The following is a 21,955-nucleotide window of genomic DNA, read 5'->3' as shown; positions in this document are numbered from 1 at the left end:
CCGAACTCCATCGATCCTGATCGGCCGGTCACGCCGCTGCTGGCTGGTCTGTCAGCGATGCCAGCAGCACGGCGGTGTGCGCCAGCCGTTCGCCTTGGTGGCGCGCTGCCTCCAGGACCGCCTTCACGTGGGTGTCGTCGGCCGCCTGTTCCTCGACGAAGCTGACGCCGTACGGGTTGCCGCCAGCAGCGGCGGCTACCTCATAGTTGACGTAGCCGGTCGGCAGGACGATCGCTCCCCAGTGGTACAGGGTCTTGTACAAGGACAGCAGTGTGGCCTCCTGCCCGCCGTGCGGGAAATGGCTGCTGGTGAAGCCGGTGGCCGGCTTGTTGGCCAGTTCCTCGGCCTCCCAGAGCCCGCCCGTGGTGTCGAGGAACTGCCGGAGCTGCGAGCTGACGTTGCCGAACCGGGTGGGTGTGCCGAACGCATAACCGTTGGCCCAGCGAAGGTCGTCCAGGGTGGCCTGCTGGATGTGAGCGGTGGCGTCCAGGTGTGCCCGCCACTCCGGGTTGGAGTCGATCGCCGCATCGGGGGCGAGCTCGGCCGCCCGGCGCAACCGCACCTGGGCGCCGGCGTCCGCCGCGCCGTCCGCGAAAGCCTGGGCGAGGCGATGGACGTTGCCGGTGGACGAGTAGTAGACGATCGCGATTCGTGCTTCGGGGGTGCTCATGATGGGTGTTCCTCTCATTGGTGCGGGTTACCGGTACGGATCTCGGCTGTTTCTGGTTCGCGCCCGAGCGGACGCACATGGCGGAGGACCGCCACGACAAGTACGGCGATGACGGCCAGCAGCACGGCGCTGCTGGCGGCGACGACGTTGAACCCGGTGGTGAACGACGCTCGGGCCGCGTCGATGAGCTCGGCTCCGAGCGCCGTGGGCAGCTCGTCTGCCACCGCGAAGGCATTGGCGAAGCTGTCTCGGGCGACGTCCGCGGCGGGCTCTGGAACGCCGGCCGGGATCGTGTCGGCGATCTGACTGCTGTAGACCGCCGTGCCGACTGTCCCCAGGCTGGCGATCCCCATGGCCATACCGAACTCGCTGCCCGTCTCCGCCGTCGCGGCAGCCGACCCGGTCTTCTCCGGCGGAGCCGAGCTGACCACCATGTCGGTTCCGAGGGCCAGGAGCGGCACGATGCCGAAGGCGAAGACCGTGACACCTGCCACCAGAAGTGCGACACCGGACTGCGCGTGCAGCTGGGTCAGCATGACGAGACCGGCGACGGCGACCGCCAGCCCTGCGGTGATCACATAGGCCGGACGCAGCCTTCGGGCCAGCAACGGAGCCGCGACCGAGCTGGCAATGAACGCGCCAGCCATCGGAAGGAACCACACCCCTGCCCGCAGCGGCGACATGCCCTCGACCAGCTGCAGGTACTGGGTGAAGAAGAGCATGACGGCGGACAGCGTGATCGCCGCCATCAACAGGCCCGCCACCGCACCGGAGAACGGCCGGTCCCGGAACATCCGGAGGTCGAGAAGGGGATCGGCGAGCCTGTTCTGCCGTCGGGCGAACAGCCAGCCCACGACGATCCCGACGCCGAGGGTCACGGCCGGCACGGCGGCGACCGCCTGGTGCTTGGCGATCTCCTTGATCCCGTACACGGCGGGCAGGATGGCACCCAGAGACAGCACGACGCTGATGAGATCCAGCCGGCCCGCTTGCGGATCGCGGTACTCGGGCAGCAACACCGGCCCGGTGACCATCAGGATCACCATGACCGGAACGCCCAGCAGGAAGACCGATCCCCACCAGAAGTTCTCCAGCAGGGCCCCGCCCACAGCGGGGCCGATCGCGGTGCCCAGCGAGAAGGACATGCCCCAGATGCCGATGGCCAGGCCGCGCTGCTTGGGCTCGGTGAACATGGTCCCGATCAGTGACAGCGTGGACGGCATCAACGTCGCTCCTGCGACGCCGAGCAGGGCACGGGTCGCGGTCAGCATCTCGGCGCTGGTGGAGTAGGCGGCGAGCACCGACGCGGCGCCGAACGCGACCGCTCCGATCAAGAGCAGCCTGCGCCGGCCGATCCGGTCGCCGAGGGTCCCCATGGTGATGAGAAGCCCGGCGACCATGAAGCCGTAGATGTCGGTGATCCACAGCATCTGGGTGTTGCTCGCGCCCAGATCCGCTCCCAGGTGGGGGAGCGCCATGTACAGGACGGTCAGGTCAAGCGCGATCAGGATGGTCGGCAGGGCCAGCACGGCGAGCCCGATCCACTGTCGTGGCCCGGCGCGTCGTCCAGACGGCGTCGTCATGGTCATGTGGCCCCTTTGCGGTTGGCGTCCATGACACTGTCGCGCGCGGCCCTTACAGCGCACTGACAACAGGCTTACAGCCGAGAAGGCGACCATCGAAAGGACATCGGCTGTGGGGGCACGCTGTACTCTGCCGACAGATCACGTGTCTCGTCCGCTCACACGAAAATCACATGAGTCCTCATCTGAAATGCGCGTATGTCCGCGTCGCCGCCCTTGCTGCGTTTGCACTCGTGGCCGGCTGCGCGGGCATGCGCGAGCCCACGTTGGTCGTGCCAGGTCATGGTGAAGACCCGCCGTGGTTCGGGATGTCGATGTATGAACGAAAGGCGGACGTGCCGAGAGCGACGGTTATCACCTCGCGGAGCACGGGTTCGTGGCGGGTGAGTCGCACGTCGAGATCGTATGCTCGTCGGAGAAGGACGAGCCGGACGCAGACATCCCGCATGCCGTTCTCGGTATCGAGGTGTCGAAGCCCACCGACGATACAGCCACGGGAACCAACATCGTGATCGGTTATCAGACGGAGAGCGGGCGGGAAGACGAACTCGTGTGGGACTTCGACTTCGTCTTGTGCGGCACCGACAACAGCAATGGTGAATGCGACCACCCTGAACGCGGGTGATCACGGTATGACGGAACGCAAGCCGGCGGGCATGAGCTACGAGTCCTGGATCGATCGGCAGATCCGGGAGGCGCAGGAACGCGGCGAGTTCGACGATCTGCCCGGCGCGGGCAAGCCTCTGGAGAATCTCGGCAAGCCCCACGGTGAGATGTGGTGGATCAAAGACAAGCTTGAGCGTGAGGGACTGTCCACCGAGGCGGTGCTGCCCACGCCGATCCTGTTGCGCAAGGAGATCGACCGGCTGGCCGAGACGGTGCGAGATCTGAGGTCTGAGCAGGACGTGAGGGACGTGGTCGCGGAGCTGAACGAGCGGATCGCGGAGTACGTGCGCACGCCGTCATCCGGCCCCCAGATTCCGGTGGGACGGGTGGACGCCGACGATGTGGTCGAACAATGGCGGGCGCAGCGCCCTGCTCCTCCGGCCCAGCCGCCTGCGGACCCACTGCCCGAGCCTGCGCCACCGTCCCGCCGCCTGAGATGGTGGCGACGCAAGCGGTAGCGCCTCGTCTACAGTCTGTGATCCATGAGAGTTCACGATCCGCGAACCATGGCCGGGCATCTGCTCGACTACAACGCCTGGGCGTTCTGGGCCGAGGCCGACGACGAGCAGCGCCGGCAGCAGCTCGAATACCAGGCCTCGTTCGTGGCGCGCGGCGTGGCGCGATTCTCGGACCGGGGTTTCGTCTCGCCGCTGGCCGCATGCTACCCGGATGATCTCGTGGTCGGAGAGAACTCCTACATCGCGGCGTATGCGTACGTGACGGGCACCGTACACCTCGGATCCGACACCACCGTGAACGCCTACGCGGTGGTCCGCGGAGACGTCCGGCTGGGTTCCGGCGTGCGGATCGGGGCGCACTCTTCCCTGCTGGGCTTCAATCACTCGATGGAGCCGGACCGGCCCGTGTTCAAGCAGGCGACGACAACGGTAGGCATCACCGTCGGCGACGACGTATGGATCGGCTCGAACGTCGTCGTGGTGGACGGGGTGACCATCGGAGAGCACAGCGTGATCGGCGCCGGTGCGGTGGTCACCAAGGATGTGCCGCCGTGGTCCGTCATGGCCGGGAATCCGGCCCGCCAGCTGCGTGACCGTCGGGACACCCGTGTGCGACGCGGCTCCGACACCGTTCTTCGGGATCGGCTGAAAGCGCTTGCCGACCGCGCGCGAGCCGAGATAGGCAATGTGCTCGCCCGGTGCTGGGACGACGGCGTCGGGTGGTTCGTGGACCGTCCAGGTGAACGGGCGACCGTGCGGGCGATGTGCGATGCGGTGGAGATCGCGGACCTGCTGGCCGGCGGGTCCCTGCCCCAGCTGTCGAGCGACGAGATAGTCCGGCGGCTGCGGTCGATGCAGGATCCCCAGACTGGGCTTGTACCGCAGATCGGCGACGAGGCCGCGGTGCTGGGCGCCGGACCTGATCTGGGCGACGGGCTGCGCTATCACATTCTCTCGGCCGGATATGCGCTACGGCTGCTCGGCTCGTCGTTCGAACATCCCATCTCCGTGGTCGACGATCTTCGGCCCGACGAGCTGATCTGCGCATTGGAAGCGCTGCCGTGGGCGCAGAATGCGTGGCACGCCGGTGACTGGGTGGACGGTTATGGCACCGGCCTGTACTGGAACGAGCAGAACTTCGGGCGGCGTGGTGCGCTGGAGACCCTCATCGGATGGCTGCACACACACGTCCACCCCGACACCGGGATGTGGGGCCGGTACACGGCCGAGGACGGGCGCCGGCAGATGGTCAACGGATATTACCGGCTCACGCGGGGCACCTTCGCTCAGTTCCACCTACCGGTGCCGCATCCGGAAGCGGTGATCGACACGGTCCTGGCCCATAGTCGGGACGGGCGCTGGTTCGGGGACGACAAAGGCACCGCCTGCGACGTGCTGGACGTGATCCACCCGCTGTGGCTCGCCGGAGCGCAAACGCAGTACCGGCGCGCAGAGGCGCAGACGTGGGCCCGGGCTCAGCTCGACCGGGTTCTCGGCGCCTGGCGGCCAGACGCCGGATTCAGCTTCACGCTGCGCGACGGCGCTGGGTTCGACGGTGAGCCGGGGCTCCAGGGCACCGAGATGTGGCTCGCCATCGCCTGGTACCTGGCCGACCTGCTCGGCTGCGCTGATGCCCTTGGATACACACCACGAGGCGTGCATCGCCCGGATTCGGCTAGCAGGTAGCTCACGGCTCCCGGGCCAGAGCGGAGCGGCCGCCGTCGACGGGGATCACGGCGCCACTGACAAAGCTCGCGGCGTCGGACAGGAGGTACGTGATCGTGGCGGCGACCTCGTCCGGATGGCCAACCCGCTCCAGCGCGTGCAGCATCTCCGTCTCCCGTGCCCACGCCACTCCCTGCTCCGGGCCACGCCGGGCGATGTCGCTCTCATAGCGCTCCACGGCGATGGTGCCCAGCGCCACGGCGTTGGCGCGGATGCCGTGTCCGCCGTAGTCGACCGCCACTGCCCGGGTCAGACCTTCGATCGCGGCCTTGGCGGTGGCGTACGGCAGGCATCCCGGCACCGGACGCTGTGCCTGATGCGAGGAGACGTTGACGATCGAACCTCGCGTTCCCGTCCCGAGGAACTCGCGTACGGCGACCGCGCAGCCGGCGACAGCGGCGTCCAGGTTGAGCCGGATGGTCTCGAGCACGGTGGCGATGTCCGCGCCATGCAGCGACACGTCCCGGAAGACCGCGGCGTTGTTCACCCAGCCCGCCAGCGGCCGGTGGGCCCGCGCCTGTTCCGCCGCGTGCGCGATCACCCGTTCGTCCGCAGCGTCGCCGATCACCGCCTCGATACGGTCCGCCTCAGGGTGGTCGTTCACCCACCGCAACGCGACGGGATCGAGTTCGACGACGGCCACGTGCTGGCCGTCCGCCAGCAGCCTCTCCACGACGGCGCGGCCCACGCCCCGGCCACCCCCGGTCACCACGTACGACGCCGTGTCCTCCATGCCAGTCCTCCTCATGATCACCGGTCGATGTCGGTCAATGCCGCAGCGCCAGTCTCTCCTGCACCTTGCGCAGCGGACCGGGAGCCCACCAGTTCGCTTCACCCATGAGCTTGAGAACCGACGGCACCAGCAGCATCCTGATCACCGTTGCGTCCAGTGCCAGCGCGAAGATCATCCCGACGCCGATGAACCGCATCATCTGGATACCGGAAAGGGCGAACGCGCCGGTGACCACGATGAGCAGTAGTGCGGCAGCCGTGATCACCCGGCCGGAGCGGATCATGCCGGTACGGATCGCCTCCTCCGTCGATGCGCCGCGCTCGTGCGCCTCGACGATCCTGGATAGCAGGAACACCTCGTAGTCGGTGGAGAGCCCGAAGATCACCGCCGCCATGAGCACGACGACGCCGATCTCCATGGGCTGCGGCGTCACGTTGAGCAGCCCGGCGCCGTGGCCGTCGACGAAGATCCAGGTGAGGACTCCGAATGTGGCGGAGAGGCTGACCGCGGCCATCACCGCGGCCTTGATCGGAAGCACGACGGACCCGAAGGCGAGGAACAGCAGAATCAGAGTGGCGCCGACGAGGATCAGCACCATGAGCGGCAGCCGGTGGGTGATGGCGTCCAAGCTGTCCGCGTTCACAGCGGTGACCCCGCCGACCAGCATGTCCGCTCCAGCCGGCGGGTCCAGTGCACGGATCTGCTCCAGGGCCTCGCGCGCCGTGTCCCCTGTGGCCGGCCCCGGATACTGCGCCTCCAGGACGGTGACGGCCGCTTCCGGTGGACTGGTGCGCTCCACTGCACTCACCTGGGGAAGGGCGTCGATCTGCGCGGCGAAGGCACCCAGTTCCGCCTCGCCGATTCCGTCCGGTGCCTGCAGGACGACCTCGATACCGTCGCCGCCGATGGCCGGGAACTCCGCCGCCAGGTCCTCGAACGCCACCCGGGACGGGTCCCCTTCGGGAAGGACGCGCTCGTCCGGTGCGCCGAACGTCGTGCTGAGGAACGGCGAGATCAGCAGCACGAGCACCGCGAGGATCGGCGCCGCGATCAGGCCCGGGCGGCGCATGACCCCGTCGGCGAGCCTGGACCAGAACACCACCCGGTCTGCTCGGCGGCGGCGGAAGATCGTGATGGACCAGGCGTCGATCCGGTGTCCCGTAAGGGCGAGCATCGCCGGCAGCGCGGTGAGAGCCACGACGGCGGCCAGAGTCACCGCCGTCATTCCGCCATAGGCCAGCGAGTTCAGGAAGTTCTGCGGAAACAGCAGCAGCGTGGACAGGGCGATGACGAGCAGCAGGGCGGAGAACGCCACGGTACGCCCAGCGGTGCCTACGGCCTTGCGCACCGCGTCCTCGACCGGGACGCCGGCATCGCGCTCCTCACGGAATCTGCTGACGATGAACAGCCCGTAGTCGATGGCCATGCCGAGGCCGAGCAGCCCTGCCACGTTGACGGCGAACTCGTTCACCGTCGTCGTCTCGCCGATCAGCCGCAGGACGCCGAGTGCCGTGGGGACGGTCAAGGCTCCGATCAGAACGGGGAGGGATGCGGCGAGCACCCCGCCGAAGATCACGACGAGCAGCACCATGACCACCGGCAGCGCGATTCCCTCGGCGAAGAACAGGTCCTGCTTGGTCTGCTCCGAGATGGCCGCCTCCATCGGAGCGGAACCGGTGAGCGTCGTTTCCACGCCGGCGATGTCCAAGGAGGACTGGACCTCGGCGAACGTCTCCTGCTTGTCGCCGGAGTCCGCCCCGGCCAGCGTCACGAGCGCCAGCGCGCTGCGGCCGTCCGTACTGATCAGGAAGGGCGCCTCGCTCTGCCAGTAGGTCGCCACGCTGGTGACCGCGCTGTCCGGTAGCTCGGACAGCGCCGCGGTGACCGTCTCGGCGAACTGTGGAGAGTCGGCCCGCTGTCCGTCCGGCGCGGTGTACACGGCGACGACGTCGGCGGTGGCGAGCTGGGGGTCGGATTGCATGACGCGCAGCGCCTGGACCGCCTCGCTCCCCGGGTCCTCATACCCTCCCTGGGCCATGGAATCGAAGACGCTCACCCCGTATCCGCCGCCGATCAGGGCGACGAGAACGGCTGTGATCAGAGTTTTCCAGCGATGTCGGACGACGACGGCGCCCCAGCGATCGAACACATGAGAGACGATATCGGGGTGCACGAGACGATCGAGACGTGGCCGGACGGTGAATGGGTGGTGCGGCGCATCACCGGAAGCTCATCGACGAAGCCCTACCGATGCCCAGGGTGTGACCAACTGATCCGGCCGGCCACACCACACGTGGTGGCATGGCCGGCCGAGAGCACGTCGTTCACCGGCGCCGGAATCGACGAACGCCGGCACTGGCACAGCGGATGCTGGAAAGCCCGGGACCGCCGGCGGCGCTGAACGCTCACTGCCGGACGAGTCCGCGTTTACCTCACTTGTCGTCGTCCACCACTTCGGCGTCGACCACGTCGTCGTCCTTGGATCCCGATCCGACCGCTGGCGGAGCCGCTTCGAGGCCCGGTGCTCCACCCACGCCGCCGAGAAGGCTGCGCAGCTGGTTGAGGTGCGAGCTAATGCCGTCACGCTGACGGGTCAGCTCCGCGACCTCGCGCTTGGCCGCCGACACACTCTGGTGTGCCTCGGCCTTGGCTTCGGACAGCAGCTTCTCCGCCTGGTGCTTGGCGTCGGCGATCAGGTTGTCCGCGTTGCGGCGCGCACTGGCGAGCAGAGCCTTGGCCTGCTCGTCCGCGTCGCGACGGACCTTCTCGGCGCGTTCCTGAGCCGAACGCGCGCGTTCCTCGGCGTCCCCGGCACGGTGTTCCGCGTCGGCGACCAGCTTCTGCGTCTCGGCGACGGCCGTCTCATGCCGCTCGCTGATCTCCCGCTCGAGCTGTTCGCGCTTGGCGACCAGGGTGAGCTCGAGGTCGGTGAGCTCCTTGTCGGCACGGGCCCTGGCCTCGTCGAGACGGCTCTGCGCCTCCGCGCGCATTTCCTCGACCTCTTTCTGGGTCGACTTGCGCAGCTCTTCGACGTCTCGCTTGGTGTTGGCCCGCAGCTCTTCGGCTTCACGCTTGGCGTTGGCGCGCAGCTCGGCGACCTCGCGCTCACCGGCCGCACGAACCCGGTTGAGCTCGCGCTCGGCGTTGGCCTTGCGCTCGCTCGCCTCGTGCTCCACGGCGGAACGGATCTTCGCTGCCTCGCGCTTGGCGCTCTCGACCAGGTCCTCGGCCTCGCGCGTGGCGCTGGAACGCAGCTCTTCCGCCTCGACGCGAGCGTCGTCGACGAGCTCCTCGGCTGTACGCCGGGCATTCACCCGGAGCTCCGAGGCGTCGCTCTCGGCCGCGGCGCGCATCTCGCTCGCCTCGGCCTGTGCCTCGGCGCGCATCTCCGAGGCCTCGGTGTCGGCCTGGGCGACGAGCTCACTCGCCTGTTCCTCGGCCAGCCTGAGCAGCTGCTCGATTCGTGCGCCGAGTCCCGAGTAGGAGGGCCGCTCCACCTCGCGCAACTCGGTGGTGGCCTCGGCCAGCTCCTGGCGCAACCGCACAACCTGCTTGTCGAGATCCGACGCACGACCGCGTACCTGCGTCAGCGTCGCCTCGATCTGCCGGACATGCTGTTCGACCTGGATGCGGTCGTAGCCACGCATCGCTATGGTGAACCCACCGGTGGGCGAGCTGTCGAAGATCGACAGGCCGTCCGATCCGGTCTCGTTGATGGTTGCTTCCTGTACCTCGCTCATGGTCTCCCTCGTCGGGCGTGCGGCTCCGCCGGAGTCACACGTTTCTCGGTCCTGAAGTGATCAGCTCCGCAGATCAAAATAGTGGATGATCGACGTATTCTTGATCTCCTTAGAGCTGCTACCCGGGAGCCCCCGTCGCTTGTCGCCTCGCCGCCCAGGGCAACAGTACTCGCCTACCGTAGTGGTCGAGCTACGGTGCCCACCACCCCTGCCGAGGCACTTATGTAAATAATTGGTGCTCATAGGGAGGTCGATCGTGGCCATGTTCTCGACCGTCGATCATGTCGGCATCGCTGTTCACAATTTGGACGAAGCGCTCGCCTGGTACCGGGAGAACTTCGAGATGGAGGCCGTGCACGTCGAGGAGAACGAGCAGCAGGGCGTGCGCGAGGCGATGCTTCGGGTAGGGACCGGCGACGACGACGGCCCCATGATCCAGTTGCTCGCCCCGCTGCGGCCGGACTCGCCGATCGCGAAGTTCCTGGACCGGTCCGGTCCGGGCATCCAGCAGCTCGCCTACCGCGTCGAGGACGTCGTCGCGGTTGCGGACACGTTGCGGGACCGGGGCATGCGGCTGCTGTACGACGAGCCGCGCCGCGGAACCGGCGGTTCTCTGGTCAACTTCATCCACCCCAAGGATGCCGGAGGCGTCCTCGTCGAGTTGGTCCAGCCGTCCTGACGTGCGCGTGGCTTCCGTTCGCGCTCGCGTTACGCTGATCGCATGGCGGTCATCGTAGGGGGCGCGCGGACGCCCATCGGTAAGCTCCTCGGTTCTCTCTCCGGGTTCTCGGCGACAGACCTGGGCGGAATGGCCATCAAGAACGCCTTGGCCAGGTCCGGTGTGGAGCCGGATGCGGTCGAGTACGTGATCATGGGGCAGGTGCTCACCGCGGGCTGCGGGCAGATGCCGGCCCGGCAGGCCGCCGTCAACGCCGGGCTGCCGATGACCGTGCCCGCGCTGAACGTGAACAAGGTCTGCTTGTCCGGCATCGACGCGATCGCTCTCGCCGACCAGCTGGTCCGGGCGGGGGAGTTCGACATCATCGTCGCCGGCGGTATGGAGTCGATGAGCGGTGCGCCGCACCTGCTGCCCGGCGCCCGACAGGGGTTCAAGTACGGTGACGCCGCCGTGCTGGACCACGTCTCCGTCGACGGCTTGTGGGACGTCTTCACCGACCAGGCCATGGGCGCGCTGACGGAAGCCCGTAACACCGCCGGAATCAAGCTGACCAGGGAAGAGCAAGACGAGTTCGCGGCCCGGTCGCACCAGCGAGCGGCGCAGGCGTGGAAAGACGGCCGGTTCGCCGACGAGGCTTTCCCTGTGGAGATACCGCAACGCAAAGGCGACCCCGTGGAGTTCATGCACGACGAGGGCATCCGCGCCGACACCACGGCCGACTCCCTGGCCCGGCTGCGTCCCGCGTTCCACGCCGAAGGCACCATCACGGCCGGCTCGTCGTCGCAGCTCTCCGACGGCGCATGCGCCGTGGTGGTCATGAGCGAGGCCAAGGCTGCCGAGCTCGGCCTGGAGCCACTGGCCTCGATCGGGGCGCACGGCGTCGTCGCAGGTCCGGACTCTACCCTGCAGAGCCAGCCCGCCGCCGCCATCCTGGCGGCGTGCGCGAGAGAAGGGGTGACCCCGGCCGACCTCTCTCTGGTCGAGATCAACGAGGCGTTCGCCGCCGTCGGCATCGCCTCCACCCGGGAACTGGACATCTCACCGGAGATCGTGAACGTCAACGGCGGCGCGATCGCCCTGGGGCACCCGATCGGGATGTCAGGCGCACGGCTCGTGCTGCACCTCGCCCTTGAGTTGCGCCGCCGCGGCGGTGGCCTGGGTGCGGCTGCGCTGTGCGGCGGCGGCGGGCAGGGCGACGCCCTGGTACTGAGGGTGCCGTGACGGTGAAGACCGCGGGGGCGGAGTCCGGCTCCTTGGAATCTATGGTCAGGCGGGCACGCGAAGGTGATCCACGAGCCGTGGCCAGGCTGATCACCCTGGTGGAGAACAACTCGCCGCGACTACGCGAGGTCATGGCGTTGCTTGTGTCGCACGCCGGCGCGGCGACCGTGCTCGGCATTACGGGCTCGCCCGGAGTCGGCAAGTCCACCGTCACCTCTGCGCTCATCTCCGCGCTACGCGGGCAGGGTCACCGCGTGGGCGTGCTGGCCGTGGATCCCTCGTCGCCGTTCACCGGGGGCGCCCTGCTGGGGGACAGGATCCGGATGCAGGAGCACGCCTCCGACCCCGAGGTCTACATTCGCTCGATGGCCACGAGAGGACACCTCGGCGGGCTGTCCGCCGCGACCCCGCAGGCGGTCCGGGTCCTGGACGCGGCGGGCTGCGACGTCGTCATCATCGAGACGGTCGGCGTCGGCCAATCGGAGGTCGAGGTCGCCGCGCTGGCCGACACCACCATCGTGCTGCTCGCGCCGGGCATGGGCGACGGCATCCAAGCCGCAAAAGCCGGAATCCTCGAGGTGGGCGACATCTTCGGCGTCAACAAGGCCGACCACGACGGTGCCGATCACGTGGTACGCGACCTCAAATCGATGACCCGGATGGCAGAGCGCGGTCCTGGCGACTGGCGGGAGCCGATCGTGGCGACCGTGGCCTCGCGCGGTGAGGGGATCGCGGAGATGATGGAAGCGATCGAGAAGCATCGGGCGTGGCTGGTGGAGAGTGGCGAGCTGGAACGCCGCCGCACGAGACGGATCCGGGACGAGATCGAAGCGGTCGCGCTGGCGACACTTCGGCGGCGATTCGCCGGCGTACACGGCGACGATCGGCTCGACACACTGGCGGGAAAGGTCCTCCTCGGAGACCTCGATCCGTACGCTGCTGCTGAACAGATCGTGGATGCTGTGTCATGATCGACGTAGAAGATGTTCGAGACGTGGGGTCATGATCGGCGTGGCGGACGGACAAACGCATGGCACTTGAGGTACAAATCCACAATGGCGGTCTTGTGACTCCAAGACACGTCGGGACGTGGTGACCATGACAGACCGGAAGAGAGGAGGGCGGCGATGAAGAAGGCGCTGATCATCTTGTTGATCGCTTTCTTGGTGTACTTCCTGCTCTCCGAGCCGGAGGGGATGGCGGACGTCCTCGGCAACATCGGGTCGTGGTTCGGCGACCTGTTCAACGCCATCATCACGTTCTTCACCGAGCTTTTCTAGGCGGGCCCATGCGCACGCCTCGGGACATGCTCGACGGTGTCACCGACCGCTTCGTGCGGTGGCTCGATCGAGTGGCCGAAGACGGCATCGTCCGGCTCTTCTGGTGGCGGGCCAAATCATGGTTCGGCCACCGTATGGTCGCCCGGAAGCTGGTGTCGGGGGAGCGGATCATCACCGAGGTGACGCACAGCGGCATCCTGTACGTCGTGCCGGTGGCGATCGGGTCGTTCGGCCTGTTCCTCGGCATCCGATGGGTGCCGTTCGTCTCGGCCAGCGTCGCGTGGTTCGCCATCCTCGTGGTGCTCGGCATGATCGGTTACGGGTTCTTCAAATCGCTGTACATCGCCCGGGACAGGTTCGTGGTGACCGACTCGCGGGTCTTCCGCGTCTGGGGGCTGTTCTCCCTGCGAGAAGCCGAGATGGAGATCGTCCGGCTGTTGGACATCACCGTCATGCGCCCGTGGTATCTGCGACCGTTCAACTCCGGTCATCTGGTGCTGGAGAACGCGGCGCAGCAGCAGGGAATCCGTGACATCGAGTACGTGCCCCGGCCGGAGGACATCGCGAGGGTGATCCACAAGCGCCGGCGGGAGATGAGTGGCGCCGGCCCGAAGCCACCGGAGAAGAAGAAGCCCAATCCGCGCCGTCCGGGCCACCCACCGACCCGTCCGGTCACGGCTCGCCGGCGCTAGTGCGCCAGCGCCCGCGACACACGAGGGAGCAGCGATGGCGGAACCCCTGGACCTGAGCTTCGACCCGATCGAGCGCGCCGGCAGCATCTGGCGAGAGCGATTCGGCCCGTCCGAGGCCATGGCGGCCGCGACGTCCATCATGCGGGTCCAGCAGTTGCTCCTGGCCGAGTACGACCGGATCTGCCGTCCGTACGGGTTGACCTTCGCCCGCTACGAGGCGCTTGTCCTGCTCAGTTTCAGCCGCACCGGCGCGCTGCCCATGGCCAAGATCGGCGAGCGGCTCATGGTCCACCCCACCAGCGTCACCAACACCATTCAGCGGCTGGAGATCGCCGGGTTCGTGACGAGGGAGCCGAACCCGCGTGACGGCCGCGGAACGCTTGCCCGCATTACGGACTCGGGTCGGGACGCGGTGAAGAAGGTGACCTCGGAGCTGATGGAGGCCGAGTTCGGCCTGCCCGCGCTCGACGACGAGCAACGGGTGGCGGTCTTCGACCTCCTCCGCGCTATCCGGGTGGCCGCCGGCGACTTCCGCTCAGAATAGTGCGCTGGCCAGAGCCGCCCGTGCTCGCGCCACGCGTGGATCGGCCGGCCCGATGATCTCGAACAGCTCGACGAGTCTGGTGCGGGCCCGCTCCCGGTCATTCCCGGCCGAGCGCCGGATGGTGTCGATCAGGCGGTCGAACCCGGCGTCCACCTGGCCGGTGGCGAGATCGAGGTCGGCGGCGACGAGCTGAGCCTCGATATCGGCAGGGTCGGCCTGGGCGGCGGCACGGGCGGATTGCGCGTCCACGCCGTTGGTACGCCGCAGGAGCTCCACCCGCGCCAGACCGGCCTTCGCGTCGGCGTCAGCGGGGGACTCGTTCAGGACGGCCCGGTATGCCTCCGCGGCGGCGTCGAAGTCGCCCGCGTTGAGCGCCTCATAGGCGGCGTCGTACCGGGTGTCGGCCTCCTCCTCGGCGGTCTCCTCGGCAGGCGCTCCTGCCACTGGCTCGGCGCGTCCGGTCACGCCGTTCTGCGCGGCGACCTGGAGCAGCTCGTCAAGCACCCGGCGAACGTCGGCTTCCGGCATGGCACCCTGGAACAGGGGGACCGCCTGGCCGCGGATGACCGCGAGCACCGTGGGAATGCTCTGCACTTGAGCGGAAGCGGCGATCTGCTGATTGGCGTCCACGTCGATCTTGGCGAGGACGAACCGGCCGGCGTACTCAGCGGCGAGGCGCTCGAGGATCGGCGACAACTGCTTGCACGGCTCACACCAGGTGGCCCAGAAATCGATGACGACCGGTACGGAGGCGGAGCGGTTGAGCACCTCCGCCTGGAAGGTCGCCTCGGTGACGTCCACGACGAAGCCGCCACCGCCGGTAGACGGCGCGGCGGCGGTCGACGATCCCGCTGCCGGCTGGTTGGTTTTCAACGACGACAGATCCACAGCCCCGGGGCGGCTGAAACTCTTCGAGTTCATGGTCCTATCCTCCACCGGGACGTCCTCGTGGTGCCACAGGGGTGCGGGATTCGATCCCGCGTCAGAAACGGGCGGGCTCGCTGTACGTTCCCCACTCGTCGCGGAGGGCATCACAGATCTCTCCGAGCGTGGCCTCCGCGCGGGCCGCGCCCAGCATCGCCGGGATCATGTTCTCGGTGTCGCGTGCCACGTCCACGAGCCGCGACAGGGCCGCTCGGACGGCGCCGTCGTCGCGCGACGCACGGCGTTCGGCGAGCAGCCGGCGCTGCTCCGTCTCCACCTCGTGGGAGACCCGGAGGATGTCCAGCTCGCCCGAGACCGTGTCCTGATGGACGTTGACGCCGACCACGCGCTTCTCGCCCTTCTCGACCTTGCGCTGGTACTCGAAGGCGGCCTCGGCGATCTCCGACATAAACCAGCCGTCCTCGATGCCGCGCAGAATCCCGGCCGTCATCGGGCCGTACTCACGCTGCCAGCGCGTGTCACGCTCACCCATGCGGCGGATTTGAGCGAAGATCTCCTCTGCCTCGGCCTCGATCCGGTCCGTCAGCGATTCGACGTACCACGAACCGCCGAGCGGATCGGCGACGTTGGCCACGCCGGTCTCCTCGTTCAGCACCTGCTGGGTGCGCAGGGCGATCTCAGCGGCATGTTCGCTGGGCAGTGCCAGGACCTCGTCCAGGGCGTTGGTGTGCAACGAGTTGGTCCCGCCGAGGACCGCCGCGAGCGCCTCCACGGCAGTCCGGACGACATTGTTGTAGGGCTGCTGACCGGTGAGCGAGACACCTGCGGTCTGCGTGTGGAAACGCAGCCACTGTGCCTTCTCGCTGGTGGCGCCGTACTCGTCGCGCATCCAGCGAGCCCAGATCCGCCGGGCGGCGCGGAACTTGGCTATCTCTTCGAAGAAGTCGATGTGCGCGTCGAAGAAGAACGACAAGCCGGGTGTGAAAACGTTGACGTCCAGGCCGCGGGCGCGGCCGAGTTCCACATAGCCGAACCCGTCGGCCAGCGTGAACGCCAGTTCCTGTGCGGCTGTCGAGCCCGCCTCGCGGATGTGATAGCCGGAGACGGACAGCGGTTTGTAGGCGGGCACGTCCGAGACGCAGTACTGCATCAGGTCGCCGATGAGCCGGAGATGGGGCTCGGGCGGGAAGAGCCATTCCTTCTGGGCGATGTACTCCTTGAAGATGTCCGTCTGCAGAGTGCCGTTCAGCACCGCCGGGTCGACGCCCTGCCGTTCGGCCGCGACGACGTACATGCAGAAGATCGGCACCGCGGGGCCGCTGATCGTCATCGAGGTGGTGACCTGATCCAGGGGGATGCCGTCGAACAGGGTGTCCATGTCGGCCGCGGAGTCGATCGCGACGCCGCAATGCCCGACTTCGCCGAGGCTGCGGGTGTCGTCGGAGTCACGGCCCATCAGGGTGGGCATGTCGAAGGCGACGGACAGGCCTCCTCCGCCGGAGCGCAGGATCATCTTGTAACGCTCGTTCGTCTGGTGCGCGTTGCCGAAGCCGGCGAACTGGCGGATGGTCCAGGAGCGCCCGCGGTAGCCGGTGGTGTGCAGGCCCCGGGTGAAGGGGAACTCGCCGGGCCAGCCGATCCGCTCGAAGCGGGGATCATCGGTACCGGGCGGAGGGCCGTAGACCGGGTCGACCTCCATCCCGGAGAGCGTCGTGAAATCGGCGTCGCGCACCCGCCCGGCGTCGGCCGCTGCTCGTAGCCGTTCCTTCCAGCGTCGTCGGCCCGCTTCGATCTCTTCTGCGTTCACCATGACCTCCGGACCGGATCGCCGTCGACAGGCCGGCCTAAATACTAGGACGTCCAACTATCCTGCCATTCTAGCGAGACTGCCCGTCCCTCGGTCCATGGTGGCAAGATCTACGGTGTGCATGTCACCGCCCGCGCCGACTACGCCGTCCGAGCCGTCATCGAGCTCGCGGTGCTGTGGCCGGCGTCTGCCACTCGGCAACGGCTCGCCGAGGCGCAGGACATCCCGGGCAAGTTCCTCGAGACCATCCTGGGTGACCTGCGCCGGGCTCGTCTGGTGGACGCGCAGCGGGGTGCCGCCGGCGGATACCGGCTGGCGCGTGACCCAGCCGGGATCAACCTCGCGGAGATAGTCCGCGCCACCGAGGGGCCACTCGCTGCCGTGCGCGGCTTGCCTCCGGAGGACACGGTCTATCCGGGACCGGCCGCACCGCTCACCCAGGTTTGGGTGGCGGTGCGGGCGAGTCTGCGGGATGTGCTGGAGGCGACCACCGTCGCCGACGTCCTCCGCGGGGAATTGCCGGAACAGGTCACGAACCTACTGTCGCGACCCGACTCGTGGACCCGGAGGTAGTCCGCTCCCGGCTGCGCCAGCCGATGGCGGCGAGCAGGATTCCGCCGAGTATCCAGCTACTCAGGACGACGACAGGCCCCGCCGCGGCCGCGCCGTCGAAGAACGACGTGGACCGCAGGAGGCTGCCGCCCGCGCCGGGCGGCAGCGCCTGGCCCACGGCGCCCCATCCGGCAGGCAGCATCTCCGGTGCGGAAGTCACTCCGGAGAGGGGATTGCCGAGCAGGAACATCACCGCCGCGCCGATGCCGATCCCGGGCGGGCCGATCAGTGCGTGCAGTCCGATCAAGGTGAGCGAGATCGCGGCGATGGTCATCGAGACGACGCCGGCGTTCACCCAGTAGTGGCCGTCGAGCACACCCAGCCAGCTCTGTACGACCAGACCCACCACCGGCCCGGCCAGGACTGCCGCCACCAGGGCGCCGGTCACGCGCCGCCACGTGCCGGAGATCACCATGCACATGGCGACGCCGACGATCATCCCGCCCATCACCATCGGCAGAGCGGCCGCGGCGAAGCCGGCGCCGCGGGGGTCGTCGTCGGACAGGGGGGCGAGGTCGGTCACCGCAGGAGCCGGCGTGTCCGGCTGGCTCATGTGGGTGGCCATCGCACTGATGACCTGCGCGACCGCGGGACTCGCCGCGGAGGCGATCAGAACCCGCGGCGGTCCGCCGGACTCGAAGACGACGGCGCCGTACGCCTCCCGATCCTCGATGAGCTGCTGAGCCTGGTCGCCGTCCGCCGCGACAGTGAGCTCGAACGCGTCCGGCATCGCGGCGTTCAGCTGGCGCTCAAGGCCGGCGGCAGCGTCGGGTGGTCCGACGACGGCGATCGGGATGTCACGTGGGCCCGACTCGGCAGCGGGCCAGGCGAAGGCGGTGACGAGGACGCCGATGAGGAGGGCGAGGCCGACGCCGATGCGGATGGTGGTGTGCCACGGCGATGGGCCGGATTCCTTGCCGGTGCGGTCGACAGGGCGTTGCGTGCCTGCAGCCTGGCTGGGTGCTGGTTCGGTGCGTTCGGGCGTCATGGTCAACTCCTGCGAAAACGAATGTCCGTTCTCTTAATGTGTCACATGCACCCGCCAGCGCGCAACGCCGATGATGTGACCCGCTCCAGCCGGGCAGCGCCGGCGCTTACAGTGACTTCATGCCACGGGTTTCGGAGTCCTACCTTTCGGCGCGCCGTCAGCAGATTCTCGAGGCAGCGTGGCGGTGCTTCGCCAAGAACGGATTCCACGCGACCTCGATGCAGGACATCTTTGCCGAGGCCGGGCTGTCCGCCGGCGCCGTCTACCGATATTTTCCGAGCAAGCTGGATCTCATCAAGGCGACGTCGGAAAGCCTCCTCGGAGGCCTGGACGAGGCCTTCGACGTCGTCACGAGCGCTGATCCGGTACCGCCCCCGAATGCGACGTTCCGGATCGTGATCGACACGATCATGCGACGCGTCGTGACGCGTGACACGGACGTGAGCCGGATCGCCATGCACGTCTGGTCCGAGGCTCTGCGCGAACCCGAGGTGGGAGAGGTCGCCAGGGCGGTCGTCAACGGCGTGCGGGACCGGTGGGCGGATATGGCCGTTCGCTGGAAGGCGGCGGGCCACATCGCGCCCGATGCGGACGAGGGCAACGTCGCCCGTACCTGCTACGGGCTCATGGTGGGGTTCGTCGTGGAACGCAATCTCGTCGGCGACGTCACCTGTGAGCAGTACGCCGACGGTCTCGCGGCTCTCACCGGAACGTCGGCGGACGTTGCGGATTGATGACGGATCCTTGACATCGAGGTGTCGGGCCTTTTCAATGTGTGGATACCCGGAAACGTTTCCCACCGGAAACACCGGATGACTCGGAAACGTTTCCAGCCGGAGGTCCGCGAAGATGGCCATGTCGTCCAGGCCCACGATTCACCAAGTCGCCAAGGCGGCGGGCGTGTCGATCTCGTCGGTGTCGCGTGCGCTGAACGGCAACACTTCGAACCCCGAGATGGTGGCCAAGGTGAGGGCCGCCGTCAAGCAGGTGGGCTACGTGCCCAGTGCGGTCGCGCAGTCGCTGAAGACGCAGCAGACCGGGCAGATCGCCTTCGCGATGGAGGACATCGGCAACGCCGCCTACCTCGCCATGGTGCGAGAGATCCAGCCGCGGTTGCGTGAGGACGGCTACCGCCTGTTACTGCATGCCACCGCGGCCGACGTGCAGGACGAGATCGACGTGCTGGAGAGCCTGGCGCAGAAATACGTCGACGGCCTGATCTTGTGCCCCATCCGGGTCACCGACCGCCACATCGAAGCGCTGCGTTCTCCCGCGGTGCCGGTGGTCGTCATCGGGCAGCTTCCCGACCACGTGGGGGTGGACAACGTACGGACCGACTCGCGTCAGGGTGCTCGGCTCGCTGTAGAGCACCTCTACGCGGGCGGGGCGCGCCGGATCGCCTTCGTGAACGGCCCGGCCGACACCGTTCCCGGGCACGCGCGCTACGCCGGCTACCGGGAAGGTCTGCGAGCGTGCGGGCTCGAGGTCGACGAGCTGCTCGTGGAGGTCGGGGACTTCCAGGTGGCGGCCGGGCAGGCGGCCACCGAGCGGATCCTCGCCCGCACCGACGTCGACGCAGTCTTCGGTGCCAACGACCTGATCGCGCTGGGAGCGATGCATGCGCTGCGCTCGGCGGGGCGATCGATCCCTGGCGACGTGCAGGTGGCGGGCATGGACGACACGACCCTCGCCGAGACCAGCTTCCCGCCGCTCACCAGCGTCTCGCTCGGGTCGCGGGAGCGTGGCGGCATCGCCGCCGAGATGCTGCTGGCCAGACTGCACGGCGGGACAGAACCGGCCCAGCGGGTGACCGTCCCGCCGTCGCTGACGGTCCGGCAGAGCACGGTGGAGGTGTCCGAATGAGTCTGCTCGCGCCCCCGCGTGCATCGTCGGCGAAGGGGTCGCCGCGCCCGCGGCGCAGCTTCCTCGGGCTGGACCGCGACGGTCTGTTCCTTGCTGTGCCGGCGCTGATCCCGGTGGTGATCTTCAGCCTTTACCCGCTGTTGCGCGGCATCTACCTCGGGTTCACCGACGCCCGTGCGGGGCGGAACACCGAGACCACCTTCACCGGCCTGGAGAACTACCGGGACCTGCTGGGCGACAGCTACTTCTGGGAATCGTTCCGCGTGGGCCTGATCTGGGCATTCTCGGTCACCATCCTGCAATTCTTCGCCAGCCTCGGGCTGGCTCTGCTGCTCAACCAGAAGATCCGGCTGCGCTGGCTGGCCCGGACGCTCGCGCTGGTGCCGTGGGCGATGCCGCCGGTGGTGATCGGCATCATGTGGCGACTCGTCTACCACCCGAACGCAGGCCTGGCCAACAGCGTGCTCACCGATGTCGGCATCATCGACCGGAACATCGACTGGCTCTCGGACTTCTCACTCGCGCTGCCCGCGGTGATCCTGGTCGGGGTATGGGCCGGCATGCCCCAGACCACTGTGGTCCTGCTGGCCGGGCTGCAGAGCGTCTCGAAGGAATTGCACGAGGCGGCCTCGATGGACGGCGCCGGTGCGTGGAACAGGTTCAAGAATGTGACGTGGCCGGCGATCGCGCCCGTCGTCACCGCGATGACCACGCTCGACTTCATCTGGAACTTCAACTCCTTCGGCCTGGTGTACGTGCTGACCGAGGGAGGGCCCGGCGGGGCCACGCGGCTGCCGCTGCTGTTCGCCTACGAGGAGGCCTTCCGGTACGGCAATTACGGCTATGCCGCAGCGCTCGGCAACGCGATGGTGCTCGTGATCGCGGTCTTCGTCGTCTTCTACCTGATCCGGCGAATGAAGGAGGCGAAGAACTGATGGACCGGCCGCGCCCGCTCGCGAGCACGCTCAAGCACCTGGCGCTCGGCGCCTACCTGGTGTTTCTCGCCTTCCCGCTGTTCTGGCTGATCTCGACGTCGCTCAAGACGCCGCAGGAACTGGCGCTGATCGACCCGACGATCATCCCGGACGCCCCGACCTTCGACAACTTCCGGGCCGCGTTCAGCGAGCAGCCGATCGTGAGATCGATCGTGAACACGGCGTTCGTGTCCAGTGTGTCGGCGGTCCTCACCGTCTTCCTCTCCATACCGGCCGGGTACGTGATGGCGCGCTATCGCTCCGTGGTCAGCCGAGCGACGATCGTCTGGGTCCTGCTCAGTCAGATCTTCCCGTGGGTGCTGGTGATCATTCCGCTGTTCCTGCTGCTGCGCAATTTCGGGCTCTACGACAGCAGGCTCGGGCTGATCATCGTCTACGTGGTGTGGAGCATGCCGTTCGCGCTGTGGATGCTACGCAGTTATGTCGCCAGCATCCCCTACGAGCTGGAAGAGGCGGCCGCGATGGACGGCGCGAGCAAGGCCCGGGCGCTGAAGGACGTCATCGCTCCGCTCCTGGCGCCCGGCGTCGTCGCGGCGGGCCTGTTCGCGTTCGTCTCGGCCTGGAACGAGTTCCTGTTCGCCTTGGTACTGATCCGTGATCCGGATCTGCAGACGCTCTCGCTGACGCTGGTGAAGTTCATCGGCGCCGAGGGAGTGGCCCGGCTCGGGCCGTTGGCCGCGGCGTCGCTCGTCGCGACCATTCCCAGCCTGATCTTCTTCGCCTTCATGCAGCGGCGCCTCACCGGCGGGCTGCTGGGCGGAGCCGTCAAGTCATGAGGCCGCACGGGTCTCGGCAACACTCAACGACGAGGAGA

General features: G+C 68.0%; 23 protein-coding genes. 15 read left to right on the top strand and 8 right to left on the bottom strand.

Translation table 11 applies throughout. The annotated features are described in order from the left end of the window. Positions 1 to 28: 28 nt before the first annotated feature. Together wrbA and G1H11_RS19225 are read right to left on the bottom strand one after the other, a co-directional pair. Positions 29 to 670 (bottom strand): NAD(P)H:quinone oxidoreductase, encoded by a 642-nt coding sequence (wrbA, locus tag G1H11_RS19230; RefSeq protein ID WP_163820212.1) that lies wholly within the window; start codon positions 668 to 670, stop codon positions 29 to 31. 14 nt (positions 671 to 684) lie between these two features. Then, positions 685 to 2,259 (bottom strand): MFS transporter, encoded by a 1,575-nt coding sequence (locus G1H11_RS19225; protein ID WP_163820211.1) that lies wholly within the window; start codon positions 2,257 to 2,259, stop codon positions 685 to 687. A 370-nt stretch (positions 2,260 to 2,629) separates the two neighbouring features. Between G1H11_RS19225 and G1H11_RS19220 the strand changes: the two genes are divergently transcribed. Genes G1H11_RS19220 through G1H11_RS26625 form a run of 3 tightly spaced genes read left to right on the top strand, consistent with a single transcriptional unit; the run spans position 2,630 to position 5,063 of the window. After that, positions 2,630 to 2,878 (top strand): hypothetical protein, encoded by a 249-nt coding sequence (locus G1H11_RS19220; RefSeq protein WP_163820210.1) that lies wholly within the window; start codon positions 2,630 to 2,632, stop codon positions 2,876 to 2,878. Between the two features lie 7 nt (positions 2,879 to 2,885). Further along, positions 2,886 to 3,377: a DnaJ family domain-containing protein gene (locus G1H11_RS19215; RefSeq protein WP_163820209.1), complete on the top strand. Its 492-nt coding sequence runs from the start codon at positions 2,886 to 2,888 to the stop codon at positions 3,375 to 3,377. A 24-nt stretch (positions 3,378 to 3,401) separates the two neighbouring features. Further along, positions 3,402 to 5,063 (top strand): acyltransferase, encoded by a 1,662-nt coding sequence (locus G1H11_RS26625; RefSeq protein ID WP_163820208.1) that lies wholly within the window; start codon positions 3,402 to 3,404, stop codon positions 5,061 to 5,063. A gap of 1 nt (position 5,064) precedes the next feature. On the opposite strand, the gene G1H11_RS19205 is transcribed toward G1H11_RS26625, so the two are convergent. Then, entirely contained in the window at positions 5,065 to 5,835 is a 771-nt protein-coding gene (locus G1H11_RS19205; protein WP_163820207.1) for an SDR family NAD(P)-dependent oxidoreductase, read from the bottom strand. Positions 5,836 to 5,869: 34 nt separating this feature from the next. Further along, positions 5,870 to 7,984, bottom strand: a complete 2,115-nt coding sequence (locus G1H11_RS19200; protein WP_163820206.1) for an MMPL family transporter — start codon at positions 7,982 to 7,984, stop codon at positions 5,870 to 5,872. Here G1H11_RS19200 and G1H11_RS19195 point away from each other — a divergent pair, their 5' ends adjacent. Continuing rightward, positions 7,985 to 8,236, top strand: coding sequence for a hypothetical protein (locus G1H11_RS19195; RefSeq protein WP_163820205.1), 252 nt, complete (start codon positions 7,985 to 7,987; stop codon positions 8,234 to 8,236). Between the two features lie 31 nt (positions 8,237 to 8,267). Here the strand turns inward: G1H11_RS19195 and G1H11_RS19190 are convergent, their stop codons facing one another. Further along, positions 8,268 to 9,575, bottom strand: a complete 1,308-nt coding sequence (locus G1H11_RS19190) for a cellulose-binding protein (protein WP_163820204.1) — start codon at positions 9,573 to 9,575, stop codon at positions 8,268 to 8,270. Positions 9,576 to 9,837: 262 nt separating this feature from the next. On the opposite strand from G1H11_RS19190, the gene mce reads away from it, so the two are divergent. The 6 genes from mce (at position 9,838) to G1H11_RS19160 (ending at position 13,991) form a co-directional block, all read left to right on the top strand. Further along, on the top strand, positions 9,838 to 10,254 hold the full coding sequence (gene mce / locus G1H11_RS19185; RefSeq protein ID WP_163820268.1) for a methylmalonyl-CoA epimerase: 417 nt from the start codon (positions 9,838 to 9,840) through the stop codon (positions 10,252 to 10,254). Positions 10,255 to 10,296: 42 nt separating this feature from the next. After that, positions 10,297 to 11,475 carry an acetyl-CoA C-acetyltransferase gene (locus G1H11_RS19180; RefSeq protein ID WP_163820203.1) on the top strand — a complete coding sequence of 393 codons (1,179 nt, stop codon included), beginning with the start codon at positions 10,297 to 10,299 and terminating at the stop codon, positions 11,473 to 11,475. Between the two features lie 41 nt (positions 11,476 to 11,516). Continuing rightward, the gene (gene meaB / locus G1H11_RS19175; RefSeq protein ID WP_163820267.1) at positions 11,517 to 12,446 is read left to right on the top strand and encodes a methylmalonyl Co-A mutase-associated GTPase MeaB; all 930 of its coding nucleotides are present in this window, start codon (positions 11,517 to 11,519) and stop codon (positions 12,444 to 12,446) included. 156 nt (positions 12,447 to 12,602) lie between these two features. Then, positions 12,603 to 12,755: a hypothetical protein gene (locus G1H11_RS19170; RefSeq protein ID WP_163820202.1), complete on the top strand. Its 153-nt coding sequence runs from the start codon at positions 12,603 to 12,605 to the stop codon at positions 12,753 to 12,755. An 8-nt stretch (positions 12,756 to 12,763) separates the two neighbouring features. Continuing rightward, the gene (locus tag G1H11_RS19165; protein ID WP_163820201.1) at positions 12,764 to 13,447 is read left to right on the top strand and encodes a PH domain-containing protein; all 684 of its coding nucleotides are present in this window, start codon (positions 12,764 to 12,766) and stop codon (positions 13,445 to 13,447) included. A 34-nt stretch (positions 13,448 to 13,481) separates the two neighbouring features. Continuing rightward, the gene (locus tag G1H11_RS19160) at positions 13,482 to 13,991 is read left to right on the top strand and encodes a MarR family winged helix-turn-helix transcriptional regulator (protein WP_163820200.1); all 510 of its coding nucleotides are present in this window, start codon (positions 13,482 to 13,484) and stop codon (positions 13,989 to 13,991) included. Here G1H11_RS19160 and G1H11_RS19155 read toward each other — a convergent pair. Beyond that, positions 13,983 to 14,912 carry a tetratricopeptide repeat protein gene (locus tag G1H11_RS19155; RefSeq protein WP_163820199.1) on the bottom strand — a complete coding sequence of 310 codons (930 nt, stop codon included), beginning with the start codon at positions 14,910 to 14,912 and terminating at the stop codon, positions 13,983 to 13,985. The two genes, G1H11_RS19160 and G1H11_RS19155, sit on opposite strands and share 9 nt — an antisense overlap. A 61-nt stretch (positions 14,913 to 14,973) precedes the next feature. Further along, positions 14,974 to 16,683 (bottom strand): coenzyme B12-dependent isobutyryl-CoA mutase large subunit, encoded by a 1,710-nt coding sequence (gene icmA, locus G1H11_RS19150; RefSeq protein ID WP_163820198.1) that lies wholly within the window; start codon positions 16,681 to 16,683, stop codon positions 14,974 to 14,976. Between the two features lie 117 nt (positions 16,684 to 16,800). On the opposite strand from icmA, the gene G1H11_RS19145 reads away from it, so the two are divergent. Further along, on the top strand, positions 16,801 to 17,256 hold the full coding sequence (locus G1H11_RS19145) for an Rrf2 family transcriptional regulator (protein WP_163820197.1): 456 nt from the start codon (positions 16,801 to 16,803) through the stop codon (positions 17,254 to 17,256). Here the strand turns inward: G1H11_RS19145 and G1H11_RS19140 are convergent. Continuing rightward, the gene (locus tag G1H11_RS19140) at positions 17,213 to 18,283 is read right to left on the bottom strand and encodes an ABC transporter permease (protein WP_216843929.1); all 1,071 of its coding nucleotides are present in this window, start codon (positions 18,281 to 18,283) and stop codon (positions 17,213 to 17,215) included. The genes G1H11_RS19145 and G1H11_RS19140 overlap by 44 nt on opposite strands. 119 nt (positions 18,284 to 18,402) lie before the next feature. Here G1H11_RS19140 and G1H11_RS19135 point away from each other — a divergent pair, with 119 nt between their 5' ends. From G1H11_RS19135 to G1H11_RS19120, 4 genes are all read left to right on the top strand, one after another. Beyond that, positions 18,403 to 19,017: a TetR/AcrR family transcriptional regulator gene (locus G1H11_RS19135; protein WP_163820196.1), complete on the top strand. Its 615-nt coding sequence runs from the start codon at positions 18,403 to 18,405 to the stop codon at positions 19,015 to 19,017. Between the two features lie 115 nt (positions 19,018 to 19,132). Then, entirely contained in the window at positions 19,133 to 20,146 is a 1,014-nt protein-coding gene (locus tag G1H11_RS19130) for a LacI family DNA-binding transcriptional regulator (RefSeq protein ID WP_216843928.1), read from the top strand. Then, positions 20,143 to 21,081, top strand: coding sequence for a carbohydrate ABC transporter permease (locus G1H11_RS19125; RefSeq protein WP_163820195.1), 939 nt, complete (start codon positions 20,143 to 20,145; stop codon positions 21,079 to 21,081). The genes G1H11_RS19130 and G1H11_RS19125 overlap by 4 nt, the downstream gene beginning before the upstream one ends. After that, positions 21,081 to 21,917, top strand: a complete 837-nt coding sequence (locus G1H11_RS19120; protein ID WP_163820194.1) for a carbohydrate ABC transporter permease — start codon at positions 21,081 to 21,083, stop codon at positions 21,915 to 21,917. Before G1H11_RS19125 ends, G1H11_RS19120 begins: the two co-directional genes overlap by 1 nt. Positions 21,918 to 21,955 lie beyond the last annotated feature (38 nt).

This window comes from Phytoactinopolyspora alkaliphila, assembly GCF_010550695.1.
GTDB classification, from domain to species: domain Bacteria; phylum Actinomycetota; class Actinomycetes; order Jiangellales; family Jiangellaceae; genus Phytoactinopolyspora; species Phytoactinopolyspora alkaliphila.
Note: the sequence above shows the minus strand (reverse complement) of the source record. Positions and strands in the feature narration are given on the sequence as shown.

Excerpts from the sequence above, each read along its gene's own strand:
- wrbA (WP_163820212.1), bottom strand. The coding sequence starts at position 670 with ATGAGCACCCCCGAAGCACGAATCGCGATCGTCTACTACTCGTCCACC.
- G1H11_RS19135 (WP_163820196.1), top strand. The coding sequence starts at position 18,403 with ATGCCACGGGTTTCGGAGTCCTACCTTTCGGCGCGCCGTCAGCAGATT.
- mce (WP_163820268.1), top strand. The coding sequence starts at position 9,838 with ATGTTCTCGACCGTCGATCATGTCGGCATCGCTGTTCACAATTTGGAC.
- G1H11_RS19170 (WP_163820202.1), top strand. The coding sequence starts at position 12,603 with ATGAAGAAGGCGCTGATCATCTTGTTGATCGCTTTCTTGGTGTACTTC.
- G1H11_RS19120 (WP_163820194.1), top strand. The coding sequence starts at position 21,081 with ATGGACCGGCCGCGCCCGCTCGCGAGCACGCTCAAGCACCTGGCGCTC.
- G1H11_RS19160 (WP_163820200.1), top strand. The coding sequence starts at position 13,482 with ATGGCGGAACCCCTGGACCTGAGCTTCGACCCGATCGAGCGCGCCGGC.
- G1H11_RS19195 (WP_163820205.1), top strand. The coding sequence starts at position 7,985 with ATGAGAGACGATATCGGGGTGCACGAGACGATCGAGACGTGGCCGGAC.
- G1H11_RS19215 (WP_163820209.1), top strand. The coding sequence starts at position 2,886 with ATGACGGAACGCAAGCCGGCGGGCATGAGCTACGAGTCCTGGATCGAT.
- G1H11_RS19225 (WP_163820211.1), bottom strand. The coding sequence starts at position 2,259 with ATGACCATGACGACGCCGTCTGGACGACGCGCCGGGCCACGACAGTGG.
- G1H11_RS19190 (WP_163820204.1), bottom strand. The coding sequence starts at position 9,575 with ATGAGCGAGGTACAGGAAGCAACCATCAACGAGACCGGATCGGACGGC.
- G1H11_RS19140 (WP_216843929.1), bottom strand. The coding sequence starts at position 18,283 with ATGACGCCCGAACGCACCGAACCAGCACCCAGCCAGGCTGCAGGCACG.
- G1H11_RS26625 (WP_163820208.1), top strand. The coding sequence starts at position 3,402 with ATGAGAGTTCACGATCCGCGAACCATGGCCGGGCATCTGCTCGACTAC.
- meaB (WP_163820267.1), top strand. The coding sequence starts at position 11,517 with ATGGTCAGGCGGGCACGCGAAGGTGATCCACGAGCCGTGGCCAGGCTG.
- G1H11_RS19180 (WP_163820203.1), top strand. The coding sequence starts at position 10,297 with ATGGCGGTCATCGTAGGGGGCGCGCGGACGCCCATCGGTAAGCTCCTC.
- G1H11_RS19165 (WP_163820201.1), top strand. The coding sequence starts at position 12,764 with ATGCGCACGCCTCGGGACATGCTCGACGGTGTCACCGACCGCTTCGTG.
- G1H11_RS19205 (WP_163820207.1), bottom strand. The coding sequence starts at position 5,835 with ATGGAGGACACGGCGTCGTACGTGGTGACCGGGGGTGGCCGGGGCGTG.
- G1H11_RS19130 (WP_216843928.1), top strand. The coding sequence starts at position 19,133 with ATGGCCATGTCGTCCAGGCCCACGATTCACCAAGTCGCCAAGGCGGCG.
- G1H11_RS19125 (WP_163820195.1), top strand. The coding sequence starts at position 20,143 with ATGAGTCTGCTCGCGCCCCCGCGTGCATCGTCGGCGAAGGGGTCGCCG.
- G1H11_RS19155 (WP_163820199.1), bottom strand. The coding sequence starts at position 14,912 with ATGAACTCGAAGAGTTTCAGCCGCCCCGGGGCTGTGGATCTGTCGTCG.